14 protein-coding genes are annotated in these 15,077 nt (G+C 42.2%); 13 read left to right on the top strand and 1 reads right to left on the bottom strand.

The window, feature by feature from the left end; genetic code table 11:
- Nucleotides 1-317 precede the first annotated feature (317 nt).
- From lepA to deoC, 10 genes are all read left to right on the top strand, one after another.
- The gene (gene lepA, locus AB685_RS05010; protein ID WP_198530464.1) at nt 318-2,156 is read left to right on the top strand and encodes a translation elongation factor 4; all 1,839 of its coding nucleotides are present in this window, start codon (nt 318-320) and stop codon (nt 2,154-2,156) included.
- 108 nt (nt 2,157-2,264) lie between these two features.
- Entirely contained in the window at nt 2,265-3,404 is a 1,140-nt protein-coding gene (hemW, locus tag AB685_RS05005) for a radical SAM family heme chaperone HemW (RefSeq protein WP_047969389.1), read from the top strand.
- Between the two features lie 81 nt (nt 3,405-3,485).
- Nucleotides 3,486-4,517 carry a heat-inducible transcriptional repressor HrcA gene (gene hrcA, locus AB685_RS05000; protein ID WP_047969388.1) on the top strand — a complete coding sequence of 344 codons (1,032 nt, stop codon included), beginning with the start codon at nt 3,486-3,488 and terminating at the stop codon, nt 4,515-4,517.
- 48 nt (nt 4,518-4,565) lie between these two features.
- A complete protein-coding gene (grpE, locus tag AB685_RS04995; protein ID WP_047969761.1) occupies nt 4,566-5,165 on the top strand; it encodes a nucleotide exchange factor GrpE in 600 nt (199 codons plus the stop codon).
- Nucleotides 5,166-5,361: 196 nt separating this feature from the next.
- Nucleotides 5,362-7,197 (top strand): molecular chaperone DnaK, encoded by a 1,836-nt coding sequence (gene dnaK, locus AB685_RS04990; RefSeq protein WP_047969387.1) that lies wholly within the window; start codon nt 5,362-5,364, stop codon nt 7,195-7,197.
- A 325-nt stretch (nt 7,198-7,522) separates the two neighbouring features.
- Nucleotides 7,523-8,650, top strand: a complete 1,128-nt coding sequence (gene dnaJ, locus AB685_RS04985; protein ID WP_047969386.1) for a molecular chaperone DnaJ — start codon at nt 7,523-7,525, stop codon at nt 8,648-8,650.
- Between the two features lie 47 nt (nt 8,651-8,697).
- The gene (prmA, locus tag AB685_RS04980) at nt 8,698-9,639 is read left to right on the top strand and encodes a 50S ribosomal protein L11 methyltransferase (RefSeq protein ID WP_047969385.1); all 942 of its coding nucleotides are present in this window, start codon (nt 8,698-8,700) and stop codon (nt 9,637-9,639) included.
- Between the two features lie 15 nt (nt 9,640-9,654).
- Complete coding sequence (locus AB685_RS04975; protein ID WP_047969760.1) at nt 9,655-10,407, top strand: 16S rRNA (uracil(1498)-N(3))-methyltransferase; 753 nt, start codon at nt 9,655-9,657, stop codon at nt 10,405-10,407.
- 10 nt (nt 10,408-10,417) lie between these two features.
- Nucleotides 10,418-11,782 carry a tRNA (N(6)-L-threonylcarbamoyladenosine(37)-C(2))-methylthiotransferase MtaB gene (gene mtaB, locus AB685_RS04970; protein ID WP_047969384.1) on the top strand — a complete coding sequence of 455 codons (1,365 nt, stop codon included), beginning with the start codon at nt 10,418-10,420 and terminating at the stop codon, nt 11,780-11,782.
- A gap of 206 nt (nt 11,783-11,988) precedes the next feature.
- On the top strand, nt 11,989-12,660 hold the full coding sequence (gene deoC, locus AB685_RS04965) for a deoxyribose-phosphate aldolase (protein ID WP_047969383.1): 672 nt from the start codon (nt 11,989-11,991) through the stop codon (nt 12,658-12,660).
- Nucleotides 12,661-12,728: 68 nt separating this feature from the next.
- Here the strand turns inward: deoC and AB685_RS04960 are convergent, their stop codons facing one another.
- The gene (locus AB685_RS04960) at nt 12,729-13,655 is read right to left on the bottom strand and encodes a Na/Pi symporter (RefSeq protein WP_047969382.1); all 927 of its coding nucleotides are present in this window, start codon (nt 13,653-13,655) and stop codon (nt 12,729-12,731) included.
- 62 nt (nt 13,656-13,717) lie between these two features.
- On the opposite strand from AB685_RS04960, the gene AB685_RS04955 reads away from it, so the two are divergent.
- From AB685_RS04955 to AB685_RS04945, 3 genes are all read left to right on the top strand, one after another.
- A complete protein-coding gene (locus tag AB685_RS04955; protein WP_047969381.1) occupies nt 13,718-14,281 on the top strand; it encodes a flavin reductase family protein in 564 nt (187 codons plus the stop codon).
- Nucleotides 14,282-14,437: 156 nt separating this feature from the next.
- Nucleotides 14,438-14,611: a 30S ribosomal protein S21 gene (gene rpsU / locus AB685_RS04950; RefSeq protein WP_047969380.1), complete on the top strand. Its 174-nt coding sequence runs from the start codon at nt 14,438-14,440 to the stop codon at nt 14,609-14,611.
- A gap of 15 nt (nt 14,612-14,626) precedes the next feature.
- On the top strand, nt 14,627-15,070 hold the full coding sequence (locus AB685_RS04945; protein WP_047969379.1) for a GatB/YqeY domain-containing protein: 444 nt from the start codon (nt 14,627-14,629) through the stop codon (nt 15,068-15,070).
- The last annotated feature ends 7 nt before the right edge of the window (nt 15,071-15,077 follow it).

Here is a 15,077-nt window from a genome sequence, read left to right as displayed (position 1 = left end):
AAGATTCTAATTCATGGCTTGAGCTTTCTTTTTTATGCTCAATGTATCTTGTTGATATTTGGACAACTTAGCTGATGATTGGAGTGAAAGGCATAGACTCCGGCGGGAGGTAGCGCTTGGTGGAGACCCCGCAGGCTTGCCGAGGAGGCTCCAGCAGCGCCCCGCGGAAAGCGAAGCCTTTCACGGAAATCATCAGCTGTGTTAACAGAACTTTTTATGCAGAGAAAATCAAACCCTCCAAATTTCATTGAATCTTCTTCTTCGAATTGATATAATCAGAAATAGTGTACGTTGCCGAAAGTGTAGGAGTGAAACAGATAATGAACAGAGAAGATCGGTTAAAAAGACAATCAAAGATAAGAAACTTTTCAATCATTGCCCATATTGATCATGGGAAATCAACGCTTGCAGACCGTATTTTGGAAAAAACATCTGCATTGACACAAAGGGAAATGAAGAATCAATTGCTCGATTCCATGGATCTCGAACGTGAGCGCGGAATAACTATCAAATTAAATGCCGTTCAATTACGATATAAAGCAAACGATGGGGAAGAATACATTTTCCATCTTATTGATACACCGGGACATGTCGATTTTACATATGAGGTTTCCCGTAGTTTAGCCGCATGTGAGGGTGCCATTCTAGTGGTAGATGCAGCGCAAGGTATTGAAGCCCAAACGCTTGCAAACGTTTATTTGGCATTAGACAACAATCTGGAAATTATGCCAGTTATTAATAAGATAGACTTGCCTAGTGCAGAGCCAGAGCGTGTTCGCCAAGAAATAGAGGATGTTATTGGCTTGGATGCATCTGATGCAGTTTTAGCTAGTGCGAAGGCAGGCATTGGTATTGAAGATATTTTAGAGCAGGCTGTCGAGAGGATTCCTGCGCCACAAGGTGATCCTGATGCACCTTTGCAAGCACTTATTTTTGATAGTTTATTTGACCCATACCGTGGAGTTGTCGCTTACATTAGGGTAATGCATGGTACAGTTAAGGTTGGCGATAAAATCAAAATGATGGCAACGGGAAAAGAGTTCGAGGTTAACGAAGTAGGTGTATTCACACCGAAAGCGTTGATGCTGGATGAACTGACAGTCGGTGATGTAGGCTTCTTAACTGCTGCTATCAAAAACGTTGGCGATACTCGTGTTGGTGATACAATCACGAGTGCGAAGAATGGTGCTGTTACGCCGCTTCCAGGTTACCGAAAATTAAATCCGATGGTATACTGCGGACTTTACCCAATTGATTCAGCTAAATTCAATGATCTTCGTGATGCATTGGAAAAACTGGAACTTAATGATTCTGCACTACAATACGAACCTGAAACATCTCAAGCTTTAGGCTTTGGTTTCCGTTGTGGCTTCTTGGGATTGCTTCATATGGAAATCATTCAGGAACGTATCGAGCGAGAATTTAATATTGATTTAATTACGACAGCCCCGTCTGTTATTTACCAGGTACATTTAACGGATGGAACAGAGCTGAGTGTAGATAATCCATCAAATATGCCTGATCCACAAACGATTGATCGTGTGGAAGAGCCTTATGTGAAAGCAACAGTGATGGTTCCAAACGAATATGTTGGAGCAGTTATGGAGCTTTGCCAGGATAAGCGTGGAAACTTTATTGATATGCAATATCTCGATGATATTCGAGTGAGTATCGTTTATGAAATTCCATTAGCTGAAATCGTATATGACTTTTTTGACCAATTAAAATCGAATACAAAAGGGTATGCCTCCTTTGATTATGAGTTGATTGGGTACAAGCCTTCCAAACTTGTGAAGATGGATATTCTCCTAAATGCAGAAAAAGTGGATGCACTATCCTTTATTGTTCATAACGATTCTGCCTACGACCGCGGAAAAATAATCGTGGAGAAATTAAAGGAACTTATTCCAAGACAACAGTTTGAGGTTCCAATCCAAGCTGCAGTAGGTCAAAAGATTATCGCTAGGTCAACGATTAAATCGATGGGGAAAAACGTTCTTGCCAAATGTTACGGTGGAGATATTTCACGTAAACGTAAGCTTTTAGATAAGCAAAAAGAAGGTAAAAAACGTATGAAACAGGTTGGTTCTGTTGAAGTGCCACAAGAAGCGTTCATGGCGGTTCTGAAAATGGACGATGCAACGAAGAAAAAGTGATAGATTAATTAAGCTATAGTCGAAAAATACCGCAGAGATGCGGTATTTTTTCATAATAGAAATGCCTGTGCTATAGTTTAGATACTATTTAATGAAAGTGTGATTGTTGTGATTAAATCAGCCTATATCCATATTCCATTTTGTGAGCATATTTGTCATTATTGCGATTTTAATAAAGTTTTTCTAAAAAACCAGCCAGTGGATGCCTATTTGGAGTTCATGGATGTGGAAATGAAAAATACAATAGATCGTTTTCCGACTCAAAATTTGGAAACCATCTTTGTTGGAGGTGGAACTCCGACGGCTTTAAACCAAAAGCAGTTATCCTACCTATTGGAATCCATTCAACGAAACTTTGATGTGGTGCCTGACATAGAATATACCTTTGAAGCAAATCCTGGAGATTTATCTCTTGAGAAGCTGCGGTTATTAAAAGAGGGCGGGGTAAATCGCCTAAGTTTCGGCGTTCAAAGCTTTAATGATGACCTCTTGAAAAGAATAGGAAGATCTCATCGTAAAACGGATGTTTTTAAATCGATCGAGCATGCCAGAGAAGTTGGCTTTGATAATATTAGTGTGGATCTCATATACAGCCTTCCCGATCAAACGGTGGAGGATTTTCAGGATACCCTTCATACGGCATTTTCCCTTGGAATGGAACACTACTCTGCCTACTCATTGATTATTGAACCGAAAACGGTGTTCTATAATCTGATGAGTAAGGGGAAACTCCCGCTTCCGACTCAAGAGGAAGAAACCAGCATGTATGATGTTCTTTTGAATGAAATGGAAAAGCATGGGTACCACCAGTATGAAATATCAAATTTTGCCAAGGAAGGTTATGAGAGCAAGCACAATCTCACATACTGGGATAATGAGTCCTATTACGGAATCGGAGCGGGTGCTCACGGTTATACAGAAGGTGTTCGCCGAGCAAACCATGGACCACTGAAGAAATATATGGATTCCATCAGTGAGACTGGATTTCCTTATAAAGAGGAACATGTGGTGACAAGAGAAGAAAGAATCGAAGAAGAGATGTTCTTAGGCTTGCGCAAGACACAAGGAGTTTCTATCTCTAGATTTGAACGAAAATTCGACGCAGAGATGCTAAATATTCTTAAAGGGCCGATTGAAGAAAACATTCAAAAAGGGCTTTTGGAACAGCAAGGAGACTTTATTTGTTTAACAAAAAAAGGAAAATTTCTCGGTAATGAAGTTTTTCAGGCTTTTATTAGTGCGATCTGATTGACATGTGAATGGGTATTTGGTAATTTATTTATAGAATTAGCACTCGATGAATAGGAGTGCTAACAGAGGTGATGCTGAGTGCTTACAGAACGACAGTTGTTAGTATTGCAAGTCATAATTGACGACTTTATCCGATCTGCACAACCTGTTGGCTCCAGAACGCTTTCCAAGAAAGATGAAATCTCGTTCAGCTCTGCCACCATCAGAAATGAGATGGCAGATCTCGAAGAATTGGGATTCATAGAAAAAACACATACGTCATCAGGAAGAGTTCCATCGGAAAAAGGGTACCGCTATTATGTGGACCACCTTCTTTCCCCGGAAAGGCTTACGAAACAGGATATGTTTGAAATCAAATCCATCTTTCGGGAGCAAATATATGAGTTGGAAAAAACTGTTCAAAAATCAGCACAGATACTTTCTGATTTGACCAAGTACACATCGATTGTTCTTGGGCCCGGAGTAAGGGATCACAGGCTTAAAAACCTGCAGATTATTCCCATCAGTCCGGAACAGGCGGTGGCAATTATTGTGACCGATACGGGACATGTAGAAAACCGCATGTTTTCATTTCCGTCCAGTATGGATTCATCCGACATTCAGAAAATGGTCAATATCTTAAATGAACGGTTAGTAGGGGTACCACTTTCGGAACTGATTAATAAGCTTTATAAGGAAGTGGCAACACTCTTAAAATCTCATATCGGGAACTACGAAAACATTCTGCAGTCCTTGAGCTCCACACTGTATATGGAAGAAAAGGATAGGGTGTTTTTTGGAGGCAAAACCAATATGCTTGCCCAACCTGAGTTTAATGACATCAATAAAATTCGTTCACTCATGCTGTTGATTGACCAGGGGAAGGACCTGTCCCAGCATATTCGTGCAAAAGAAGCAGGTATCCATATCAAGATCGGCAGTGAGAATAACATTCCGGGCATGGAGGGCTGCAGCATTATTTCTGCAAGCTATTCCATCGGACCTGAACAGCTTGGAACCATTGCTTTACTCGGTCCGACCAGAATGGAATATTCCCGTGTAATCAGTCTCTTGCAGCTTGTTAGTTCCGATCTTTCGCATGCTGTCAATAAACTGTATCAAAAGGACTGAGCATGGAAATATTGTTAGAGGATGGAGTTGCTGCTCCGTCCTAAATCGATGGAAAAACATCAAGATTTTCACACTTTAAGGGAGGTGAAACCATTGGTAAACGAGAACGAACAAGCAACAGTTGAAAATGAAGAAGTATCAACAGAAGAAAATGAAGAAACGACCCAAAAGGTAAAAGAAGTGGAAGTTTCCGCAGAACAGGAGAAAATCTCCGAGCTGGAAGCAAAGCTTGAGGAGTCGGAAAACCGCCTGCTTCGCTTACAGGCAGACTTCGATAACTACCGTCGTCGTGTGAGACTTGACCAAGATGCTGCACAGAAATACCGTGCTCAAAATCTTGTTACAGATATACTTCCTGCCCTTGATAACTTTGAGCGTGCGCTTAAAGTGAATTCAGAGGATGAAAAAATCAAGACATTTTTACAAGGCATGGAAATGGTGCACCGTCAGTTAGTGGAGGCTCTTAAATCAGAAGGGCTTGAAGCTATCGAAGCGGTTGGACAGTCATTCGACCCACATCTACACCAAGCAGTCATGCAGGTGGAAGAAGGAGAAGAGGAATCCAACACTGTTTTGGAAGAGTTCCAAAAAGGGTATAAGCTGAAAGATCGTGTCATCCGACCATCTATGGTAAAAGTAAAGCAATAAAAACAAACCTAGTTGATTGTAGTGGAAGGCACGAGACTCCTGCGGGGGAGTAGCGACAATGTTGAGACCCGCAAGTGTTACGAGGAGGCTCAAGGTCGCCCCGTGGAAAGCGAGTGCCTGCAACGTAAATCAACTGTTAACGCGAAAAACAAAAAAACTACATATTAATGTAAGTTGCAATAGGAGGAAAAACAAAATGAGTAAAATCATCGGTATTGACTTAGGTACAACAAACTCATGTGTAGCTGTTCTAGAAGGCGGCGAACCAAAAGTAATTCCAAATCCAGAAGGTAACAGAACAACTCCATCCGTTGTTGCTTTCAAAAATGGCGAACGTCAAGTAGGGGAAGTGGCAAAGCGTCAATCCATCACAAACCCTAACACGATTATGTCTGTTAAGCGTCACATGGGAACAGACTATAAAGTAGAAGTAGAAGGAAAAGAATACTCTCCACAAGAGGTTTCTGCAATCATCCTTCAACACATAAAAGCTTATGCGGAAGAGTATCTTGGAGAGCCTGTAACAAAAGCGGTTATCACAGTTCCTGCTTACTTCAATGATGCAGAGCGTCAAGCTACAAAAGATGCTGGTAAAATTGCAGGTCTTGAAGTAGAGCGTATCATCAACGAGCCGACTGCTGCAGCATTAGCATACGGTCTTGACAAAATGGACGAAGACCAAACAATCCTTGTATATGACCTTGGTGGCGGAACGTTTGACGTTTCTGTACTAGAGCTTGGCGATGGGGTATTCGAAGTTCGTTCTACAGCTGGTGACAACCGCCTTGGTGGAGACGACTTTGACCAAGTGATCATCGACTACCTTGTAGCTGAATTCAAAAAAGAGAACGGCATTGACCTTTCTAAAGATAAAATGGCTCTTCAACGCTTGAAAGACGCAGCAGAAAAAGCGAAGAAAGATCTTTCTGGTGTTACTAATACACAAATCTCCCTACCATTCATCACTGCAGGTGAAGCTGGACCTCTTCACTTGGAAGTAAGTATGTCTCGTGCGAAATTCGATGACCTTACTTCAGGCCTTGTAGAACGTACAATGGGACCTGTTCGTCAAGCATTACAAGATGCTGGTATCTCTTCTTCCGAGCTTGACAAAGTAATCCTTGTAGGTGGTTCTACTCGTATCCCTGCAGTTCAAGATGCTATCAAGAAAGAAACTGGGAAAGACCCACATAAAGGAGTTAATCCGGATGAGGTTGTCGCACTTGGTGCTGCAATCCAAGGTGGAGTATTGACTGGAGACGTAAAAGACGTAGTACTTCTTGACGTAACACCACTTTCTTTAGGAATTGAAACAATGGGCAGCGTGTTCACGAAGCTTATTGAAAGAAACACTACCATTCCTACAAGTAAGTCCCAAGTATTCTCTACAGCTGCTGACAACCAAACAGCGGTAGACATTCACGTACTTCAAGGGGAGCGCCCTATGGCAAGCGACAACAAAACATTAGGTCGTTTCCAACTGACGGACATTCCACCGGCACCACGTGGCGTACCACAAATTGAAGTTTCTTTTGACATCGACAAAAACGGTATTGTTAATGTTCGTGCGAAAGACCTTGGTACAAATAAAGAGCAAACTATCACAATCAAATCTTCTTCTGGTTTATCTGAGGACGAAATCCAACGCATGGTGAAAGAAGCGGAAGAAAACGCAGATGCAGATAAGCAACGTAAAGAAGAAGTTGAACTTCGTAACGAAGCAGATCAGTTAGTATTCACTACTGAAAAAACACTTAAAGAAGTTGAAGGCAAAGTGGAAGAAGCAGAAGTGAAGAAAGCGGAAGACGCGAAAGAAGAACTGAAAGCAGCTATCGAGAAGAACGACTTAGCTGAAATTCGCACGAAGAAAGACGCTCTTCAGGAAATCGTACATCAGCTTTCCATGAAGCTTTATGAGCAAGCTGCACAAGCACAACAGGAAGCTCAAGGAGCAGAAGGTGCTGAAGGCACTACAAACAACGACGATGTAGTCGACGCAGAGTACGAAGAAGTAAACGACGATAAAAAGTAAGATAAGTCCTAGAGCTTTTCCGATAAAGATAAAAGAAAGTCGAAGCCATGGCTTTGGCTTTCTTTTTATGTAAGTAGGAGAAAGAAGCTTCCCTTGGTTCCTGGAGTGGAAGGTGGTCGACTCCTGCGGGGAGGTAGCGGTAGCTTGAGACCCCTGAAGCGTTGTGAGGAGGCTCAAGCACCGCCCCGCGGAAAGCGACCACCTGAAACGGAAGGTACCAAGGAGTTAACCAGACGCAGGGTTTAAGCATATAACTTTTATTGCTTTTTCCCTCTTTCAGGTGATACAATAACCTTTATGTGAATGAAACGGGAGTGGGTATTTAATGAGTAAACGCGATTACTATGAAGTGCTTGGCGTCAGTAAAAGCGCGTCGAAAGAAGAAATAAAGAAGGCTTACAGAAAGCTATCGAAACAATACCATCCGGACATCAATAAAGAAGCAGATGCAGCGGACAAATTTAAAGAAATCAAAGAAGCTTATGAAATTCTAAGTGACGATCAAAAGAAAGCACACTATGACCAATTCGGGCACACTGATCCTAACCAAGGCTTCGGTGGCGGAGCTGACTTTGGCGGTGGCTTTGGGTTTGAAGATATCTTTGAAACGTTCTTTGGTGGTCAAGGTGGCGGAAGAAGACGCCGTGATCCAAATGCACCAAGACAAGGAGCAGATCTTCAATACACAATGACTCTATCTTTTGAAGACGCAGCATTCGGGAAAGAAACAACCGTTGAAATCCCTTTAGAAGAAACGTGTAACACATGTTCAGGAACAGGTGCAAAGCCTGGTACAAAAGTGGAAACCTGTTCTCAATGTCGTGGATCCGGTCAGGAAAGCGTGGAACAGAACACGCCATTCGGACGAATTGTCAACAGAAGAACCTGCTCTAAATGTAATGGTTCCGGGAAATCCATCCCTAATAAATGTACGACATGTCATGGTGCAGGCCGTGTGAAGAAACGCAATACTATTAAAGTGAATATCCCTGCAGGTGTGGATGAAGGCCAACAACTACGAGTGGCAGGAAAAGGTGAGGCAGGCGTCAACGGTGGACCGGCTGGCGACTTGTATGTAGTCTTCCATGTCCGCAGACACGAATTCTTCGAGCGCGATGGGGATGATGTGTACTGCGAAATGCCAATCACCTTTGCTCAAGCTGCACTTGGTGATGAGGTAGAAGTGCCTACATTACAGGGAAAAGTGAAGCTTAAGGTGCCGGCTGGAACCCAGACAGGCACAAACTTCCGACTAAAAGGCAAGGGAATTGCAAATGTTCGTGGTTATGGTCAAGGTGATCAGCATATTAAGATCAGAGTAATCACTCCAACGAAACTGTCGGAAAAACAAAAACAATTGATCCGGGAATTTGCTGAAACAAGTGGTCAAGCCCCTGATGAACAAGAAGACAGTTTCTTCTCTAAAGTAAAGCGTGTCCTAAAAGGTGAATAAAACAAGTATCAATAGCTTTCAATAAGCTAGGATTGGAGTTGGTATATGTGAAATGGTCAGAGATTAGTATCCATACAACAAATGAGGCGGTGGAACCGATATCACACATTCTTCACGAGGCAGGCGCCAGTGGAGTGGTTATTGAGGACCCATTTGAACTCACAAAAGAAAGAGAAGATCAATTCGGAGAAATATACCAACTCAATCCAGATGATTACCCTGATGAGGGTGTCGTGATGAAAGCATACCTTCCTGTTAATAGCTTTTTAGGCGAAACAGTAGAAGGAATAAAAGATGCGATAAATAACCTTTTGGTCTATGATATTGACCTTGGATTAAACAATATTTCCATCAGTGAAGTGAACGAAGAAGAGTGGGCGACTGCCTGGAAAAAATACTATAATCCCGTGAAAATTTCCGAGAAGTTCACCATCGTACCTACATGGGAGACATATGAACCTGTAAGCTCCGACGAGAAAATCATCGAGCTTGACCCGGGAATGGCTTTCGGGACAGGAACACACCCCACTACAGTACTCTGTATCCAAGCAATCGAGAGAACAGTCAAGACTCAGGATAAAGTGATTGATGTAGGCACGGGTTCAGGTGTGTTAAGTATTGCTGCAGCGATGATGGGTGCAGAGGAAGTTCTCGCCCTTGATTTGGATGAAGTGGCAGTGGATTCAGCGAAACTGAACATTAAGCTGAACAAGGTGCATTCTACCGTCTCTGTAAAACAGAATAACCTTTTGAAAAATGTCGAAGGTCCGGTGAATGTTGTCGTGGCAAACATTTTGGCGGAAGTGATTGTCCGCTTTACAGATGATGTGTACCGCGTATTGGAAAACGGCGGAACATTCATTTCCTCAGGCATTATTAGCATGAAAAAACAAGAAGTGAAAGACGCCCTTATCAAATCAGGTTTTAAAATTGAAGAAACCATGATGATGGAAGACTGGGTGGCTTTTATTGCCAAAAAAGAAGAATAAGCGAGCGTGATGATCGTGCAACGTTATTTTATCGACTCCAATCAAATAGATGAAACCTCCATTACAATTACTGGTGATGATGTTCATCATATAGTACGGGTTATGAGGATGAACGTGGACGATCAACTTTTATGCAGCTGTTCGGAAACGAAGCAGACAGCCCTTTGCCAAATTGCTGAAATTACCAATGATATGGTGGTTACGCATATTGTAGAATGGAAAAAGGCTGAAACAGAAATTCCGGTTCGTGTCACCATTGCGAACGGGTTGCCTAAAGGGGATAAATTGGAACTAGTAATACAAAAGGGTACAGAACTCGGAGCAGAGTCGTTTATCCCTTTTAATGCTGCTCGTTCGATTGTCAAATTGGATGAAAAGAAAGGCAAAAAGAAAGTGGAGCGCTGGAACAAGATTGCCAAGGAAGCAGCAGAGCAATCACACCGTTCTATGGTTCCCAAAGTGGAGGAGCCTGCATCATTAGCCAATCTTTTAGATAAAAGCAAAGATTATACGTATAAAATTGTTGCCTATGAAGAGAGTGCAAAGGAAGGGGAACGGGCAGGATTTGCGACAACCCTTCAAAACATGAAACACGGTGAATCGATTCTATGTGTATTCGGTCCTGAAGGGGGCCTCACCGAAAAAGAAATCGCAAAACTGGTGGAACATGATTTTGTTCCTTGTGCGCTTGGACCAAGAATTTTAAGAACGGAAACGGCACCGCTTTATGCGCTTGCTGCGATTTCGTATCATTTTGAATTAATGTGAGGTGGAAAACATGTCAACTGTTGCCTTTCACACACTAGGGTGTAAAGTGAACCATTATGAAACAGAAGCTATTTGGCAGCTTTTCAAAGCAAATAATTATGAACGTACTGAATTTGAAGGTACGGCAGATGTGTATGTCATCAATACCTGTACCGTCACCAATACCGGGGATAAAAAGAGCCGTCAAGTAATCCGTCGTGCAATCCGTAAAAACCCGGATGCCGTTATCTGTGTTACAGGCTGTTACGCACAAACATCACCTGCAGAAATCATGGCGATTCCTGGAGTGGATGTGGTCGTTGGAACACAAGACCGTGTGAAAATGCTTGATTATATCGAGCAGTTCAAACAGGAACGCCAGCCAATCAATGGCGTCGGCAACATCATGAAGGCACGTGTATATGAAGAGTTGGACGTACCTGCATTCACTGACAGAACTCGTGCTTCCCTGAAAATCCAAGAGGGCTGTAACAACTTCTGTACGTTCTGTATCATCCCTTGGGCTCGCGGTCTTATGCGTTCACGTGACCCTCAAGAGGTTGTCACACAAGCGCAGCAATTGGTTGACGCAGGTTACAAGGAAATCGTCCTGACCGGAATACACACTGGTGGTTATGGAGAGGACATGAAGGACTACAACTTTGCAATGCTGCTTCGTGAGCTGGATGAAAAAGTCGTGGGCTTAAAGCGCATACGTATTTCTTCCATTGAAGCAAGTCAGATTACGGACGAAGTAATTGAAGTGCTAAACAATTCCGATAAAATAGTCCGTCACTTGCATATTCCGATTCAATCCGCTTCCAATACTGTTTTGAAAAGAATGCGTCGTAAATACACGATGGAATTCTTCGCAGAGCGCCTGGAGCGATTAAAAGAAGCGTTACCTGGTCTTGCGATTACATCAGATGTTATTGTCGGATTCCCGGGGGAAACTGAAGAAGAGTTCATGGAAACATATAATTTCATCAAAGAACAAAAATTTTCCGAATTGCATGTATTCCCGTACTCCAAACGTACAGGTACACCGGCAGCAAGAATGACCGATCAAGTAGACGAAGAAGTGAAAAATGAGCGTGTTCACCGCCTGATTGAACTTTCCAATCAACTGGCAAAAGAATATGCTTCCCTTTTTGAAAACGAAGTATTGGAAGTCATTCCGGAAGAAATCTTTAAAGATGCACCAGATCAAGGACTTTATGTTGGTTACACAGACAACTACTTGAAAGTCGTTTTTCCTGCAACGGAAGAGATGGTCGGTAAGCTTGTGAAGGTAAAAATCACTAAAGCCGGTTATCCTTACAACGAAGGGCAATTTGTTCGCGTGCTAGAAGATGCAACACGGTTGGAAAAAGAAGATGTTAGGTTAAGTTCATAAGAAAAGGCTGTTTTCGTAACATGCGAATAGCAACAACCTTTGAGAAAAGAGCCTAAGAAAATAATGAGAGTGATTCCATTTTTATGGGGTCACTTTTTTGTCGTGAAGAAAAAGTTGAGGGCAATACTAACATTGTACTCGCTAAAATTTATGAACCATGTTATGATGTTAGAGGTCAGACCTCTTAACTTGAAAGGAGTATGAACATGCATACAAATATTGGAGAAATGATTGATCATACATTATTGAAAGCCGATACAAAAAAAGAACAAATAGAAGTACTTTGCCAAGAAGCGAGAGAATATAACTTTGCATCTGTCTGTGTTAACCCGACTTGGGTGAAAACATCTGCAGAGCTTTTAGAAGGTAGCAACGTGAAGGTGTGTACTGTAATTGGATTCCCTCTTGGAGCAAACACTCCTGAAGTGAAAGCGTTTGAAACAACTAACGCTATCGAAAACGGTGCAACTGAAGTGGACATGGTTATCAACATTAGTGCACTAAAAGACGGTGACGATGAGTTAGTAGAAAGAGACATCCGTGCAGTGGTAGAAGCTGCAAAAGGTCGCGCTCTGACAAAAGTAATCATTGAAAGCTGCCTACTTACAAACGAAGAAAAAGTAAGAGCATGTAAATTGGCTGTAAAAGCTGGAACGGACTACGTGAAAACATCCACTGGTTTCTCTACAGGTGGAGCAACAGTTGCTGACATCACACTGATGAGAAAAACAGTAGGACCTGAAATTGGAGTGAAAGCTTCTGGTGGAGTTCGTGATGCAAAAGGTGCGGAAGAAATGATCGCAGCAGGCGCAACACGTATAGGAGCTAGTTCCGGTATTGCTATCGTAAAAGGTTTAACGGCTGATACAGATTATTAAGGTGAAATAGAAAAACACTCTCTAGGCATTTTTGCTTTAGAGAGTGTTTTGTTTTTGGTCCAAGAAAATCACCCATGCAACTTTTCCACAAACCTCGCAAAAGGTCGTACAAACGGCAAAGCCGCCGCTGAACTTATCACATTAAATATCAAGCTCGAATGGGCTAACTGGACATCGGCACTCGAAGCAAGCATCGCCACCAAACTACCTAACCATGGAATCAAAGGGAAGAAAACCGCCACCCCTATAACATTCAACCATATATGCGCATAAGCAGTTAACTTGGCTTCCCGTATGGAACCAAGACTTGCCAAGTAGGCAGTAACGCATGTCCCGATGTTCGAACCTAGCATAATCGCGATTCCTGCAGGAAGGGACAATAGACCATTACTCAAAAAGCTCATGCTGATTCCGGTTGTGGCAGAGCTCGATTGAATGATGGCAGTAAGGAGTGTCCCGATTCCAACACCAAACAGGTGGTGATCATTTGTCATTGCAAGCATGTCCTGAACTTTCGGGAAACCGGCAAGTGGAACAGCGAGCGATTCAAATCCATTCATTGCGACAAATAAGCATCCAAGACCGAACAGAGTCGACCCGAAACTGAAGGGCAATTTTTTTTTGGAAAACAAGAAAAGAAAACCTATGATCAACATCGGAAAAATCAACTGTGATATATCTATGGTGATAAGCTCTGTAATAAATGTCGATCCAATATTACTGCCAAGCATGATGCCGATTGATTGGTAAAAGGTCAGATAACCTGCCGCCACCAACCCGACGGTGATGACCATGACAGCAGAACTGCTTTGCAATAGGCCGGTAATCATTATCCCAATCACCAAACCTTTCCAAGGGAGGTCCGTAAATTTGGTCAGATACCCTTTTGTCCTCTCTTCGGATAATTGCAAGAGACCGGAACGCATAACGGTCATTCCAATTAAAAAAATCGCTAAATAAACAGATAATAACGTTATAATAGAAAACAAGCCCATCACCTCACTTTCAATATATGGCGAGTGGTGGACAAGAATGACAAGAAAAGGGGAGTGAGGAAGTGCGGGAATGGACGACCAATACAGTCATGCACAGCTATCCGGGTATGGTTGCCCTGGTGACAGCAAAGTGGAACGGAGAACAGAACATCATGGCTGCCGGCTGGCACAGCTATATTTCATATGAACCTCCGATCTATGGGGTTGCAATAGCGAAGGAAAGGTACACTCATCATTTAATGGAAAACTCAAAAGAATTTGCGATAAATTTCGTGCCAGAAAAATTCGCCCATTACATACAGCAGTCCGGCATGATTACCGGAAAAACGCATAATAAATTTGAAGAACTGAACATTGAATATGACCAAGGTAGAACAGTTTTTGCGCCAATTCTCAAAGAGGCTTACATTGCCTATGAATGCAAAGTGATGGACCAGCGGACGTACGGGGACCATGACTGGTTTGTAGGGGAGATGACTGGATTCTATAAAGAAAAAGAGCTATTTGCTGAAAACGGCCTGCCAGATTGGGGTAAGCTCTCGATCCCTCTTTATTTGGGGAGGTCCCAATATATGTTGGCAGACAAGGATTCCAAGGTATTAAACTTATATCGGAATAATAGTTAGTCCAGATTGTTTTAAAGCATTTCCTTATAATTGTTGACCAGCAATAGTGAATATATTATAATTGGTAAGTACATGTTCTATACATGCTTTTTTGCATTTATGGGATCATGTATTTTCTGAAAATGTTAGTGGTTGTTCTGGAGGGAGGGAATTAGAATGTCAAAAACAGTTGTTCGTAAAAACGAATCGCTTGAAGATGCTCTTCGCCGTTTCAAACGTACAGTTTCAAAGACTGGGACGTTGCAAGAAGCAAGAAAGCGTGAATTCTATGATAAGCCAAGCGTAAAACGAAAGAAAAAGTCTGAGGCTGCTAGAAAGCGTAAATTTTAACAAGAGGGTGTAAGAATGAGTCTTCTCGAGCGTTTAAATACCGATATTAAGCAAGCTATGAAGGATAAGGACAAAGAGAAGCTTTCCGTACTCCGAATGGTTAAGTCTTCGATTCAAAATGAATCGATCAAGCACGGCAGAGACTTATCCGAGGAGGAAGAACTTACCGTATTGTCTCGTGAATTAAAGCAACGTAAAGACTCCCTCCAAGAATTTGATAAAGCCGGTCGTGAAGACTTGGTTCATAAATTACAGGGTGAAATTGCAATAGTTGAACATTATATGCCTGAGCAGTTATCTGAAGAGGAACTGTCTGCCATCGTCCAACAGACGATTGCGGATGTGAATGCTACTTCGAAAGCTGACATGGGTAAAGTAATGGGAGCACTAATGCCTAAAGTTAAAGGCAAAGCGGACGGTAGCCTTGTTAACAAACTTGTACAACAACATCTTTCATAAAAACCCA

Source organism: Bacillus sp. LL01 (assembly GCF_001037965.1).
This window is presented reverse-complemented; position numbering and strand designations above follow the sequence as displayed.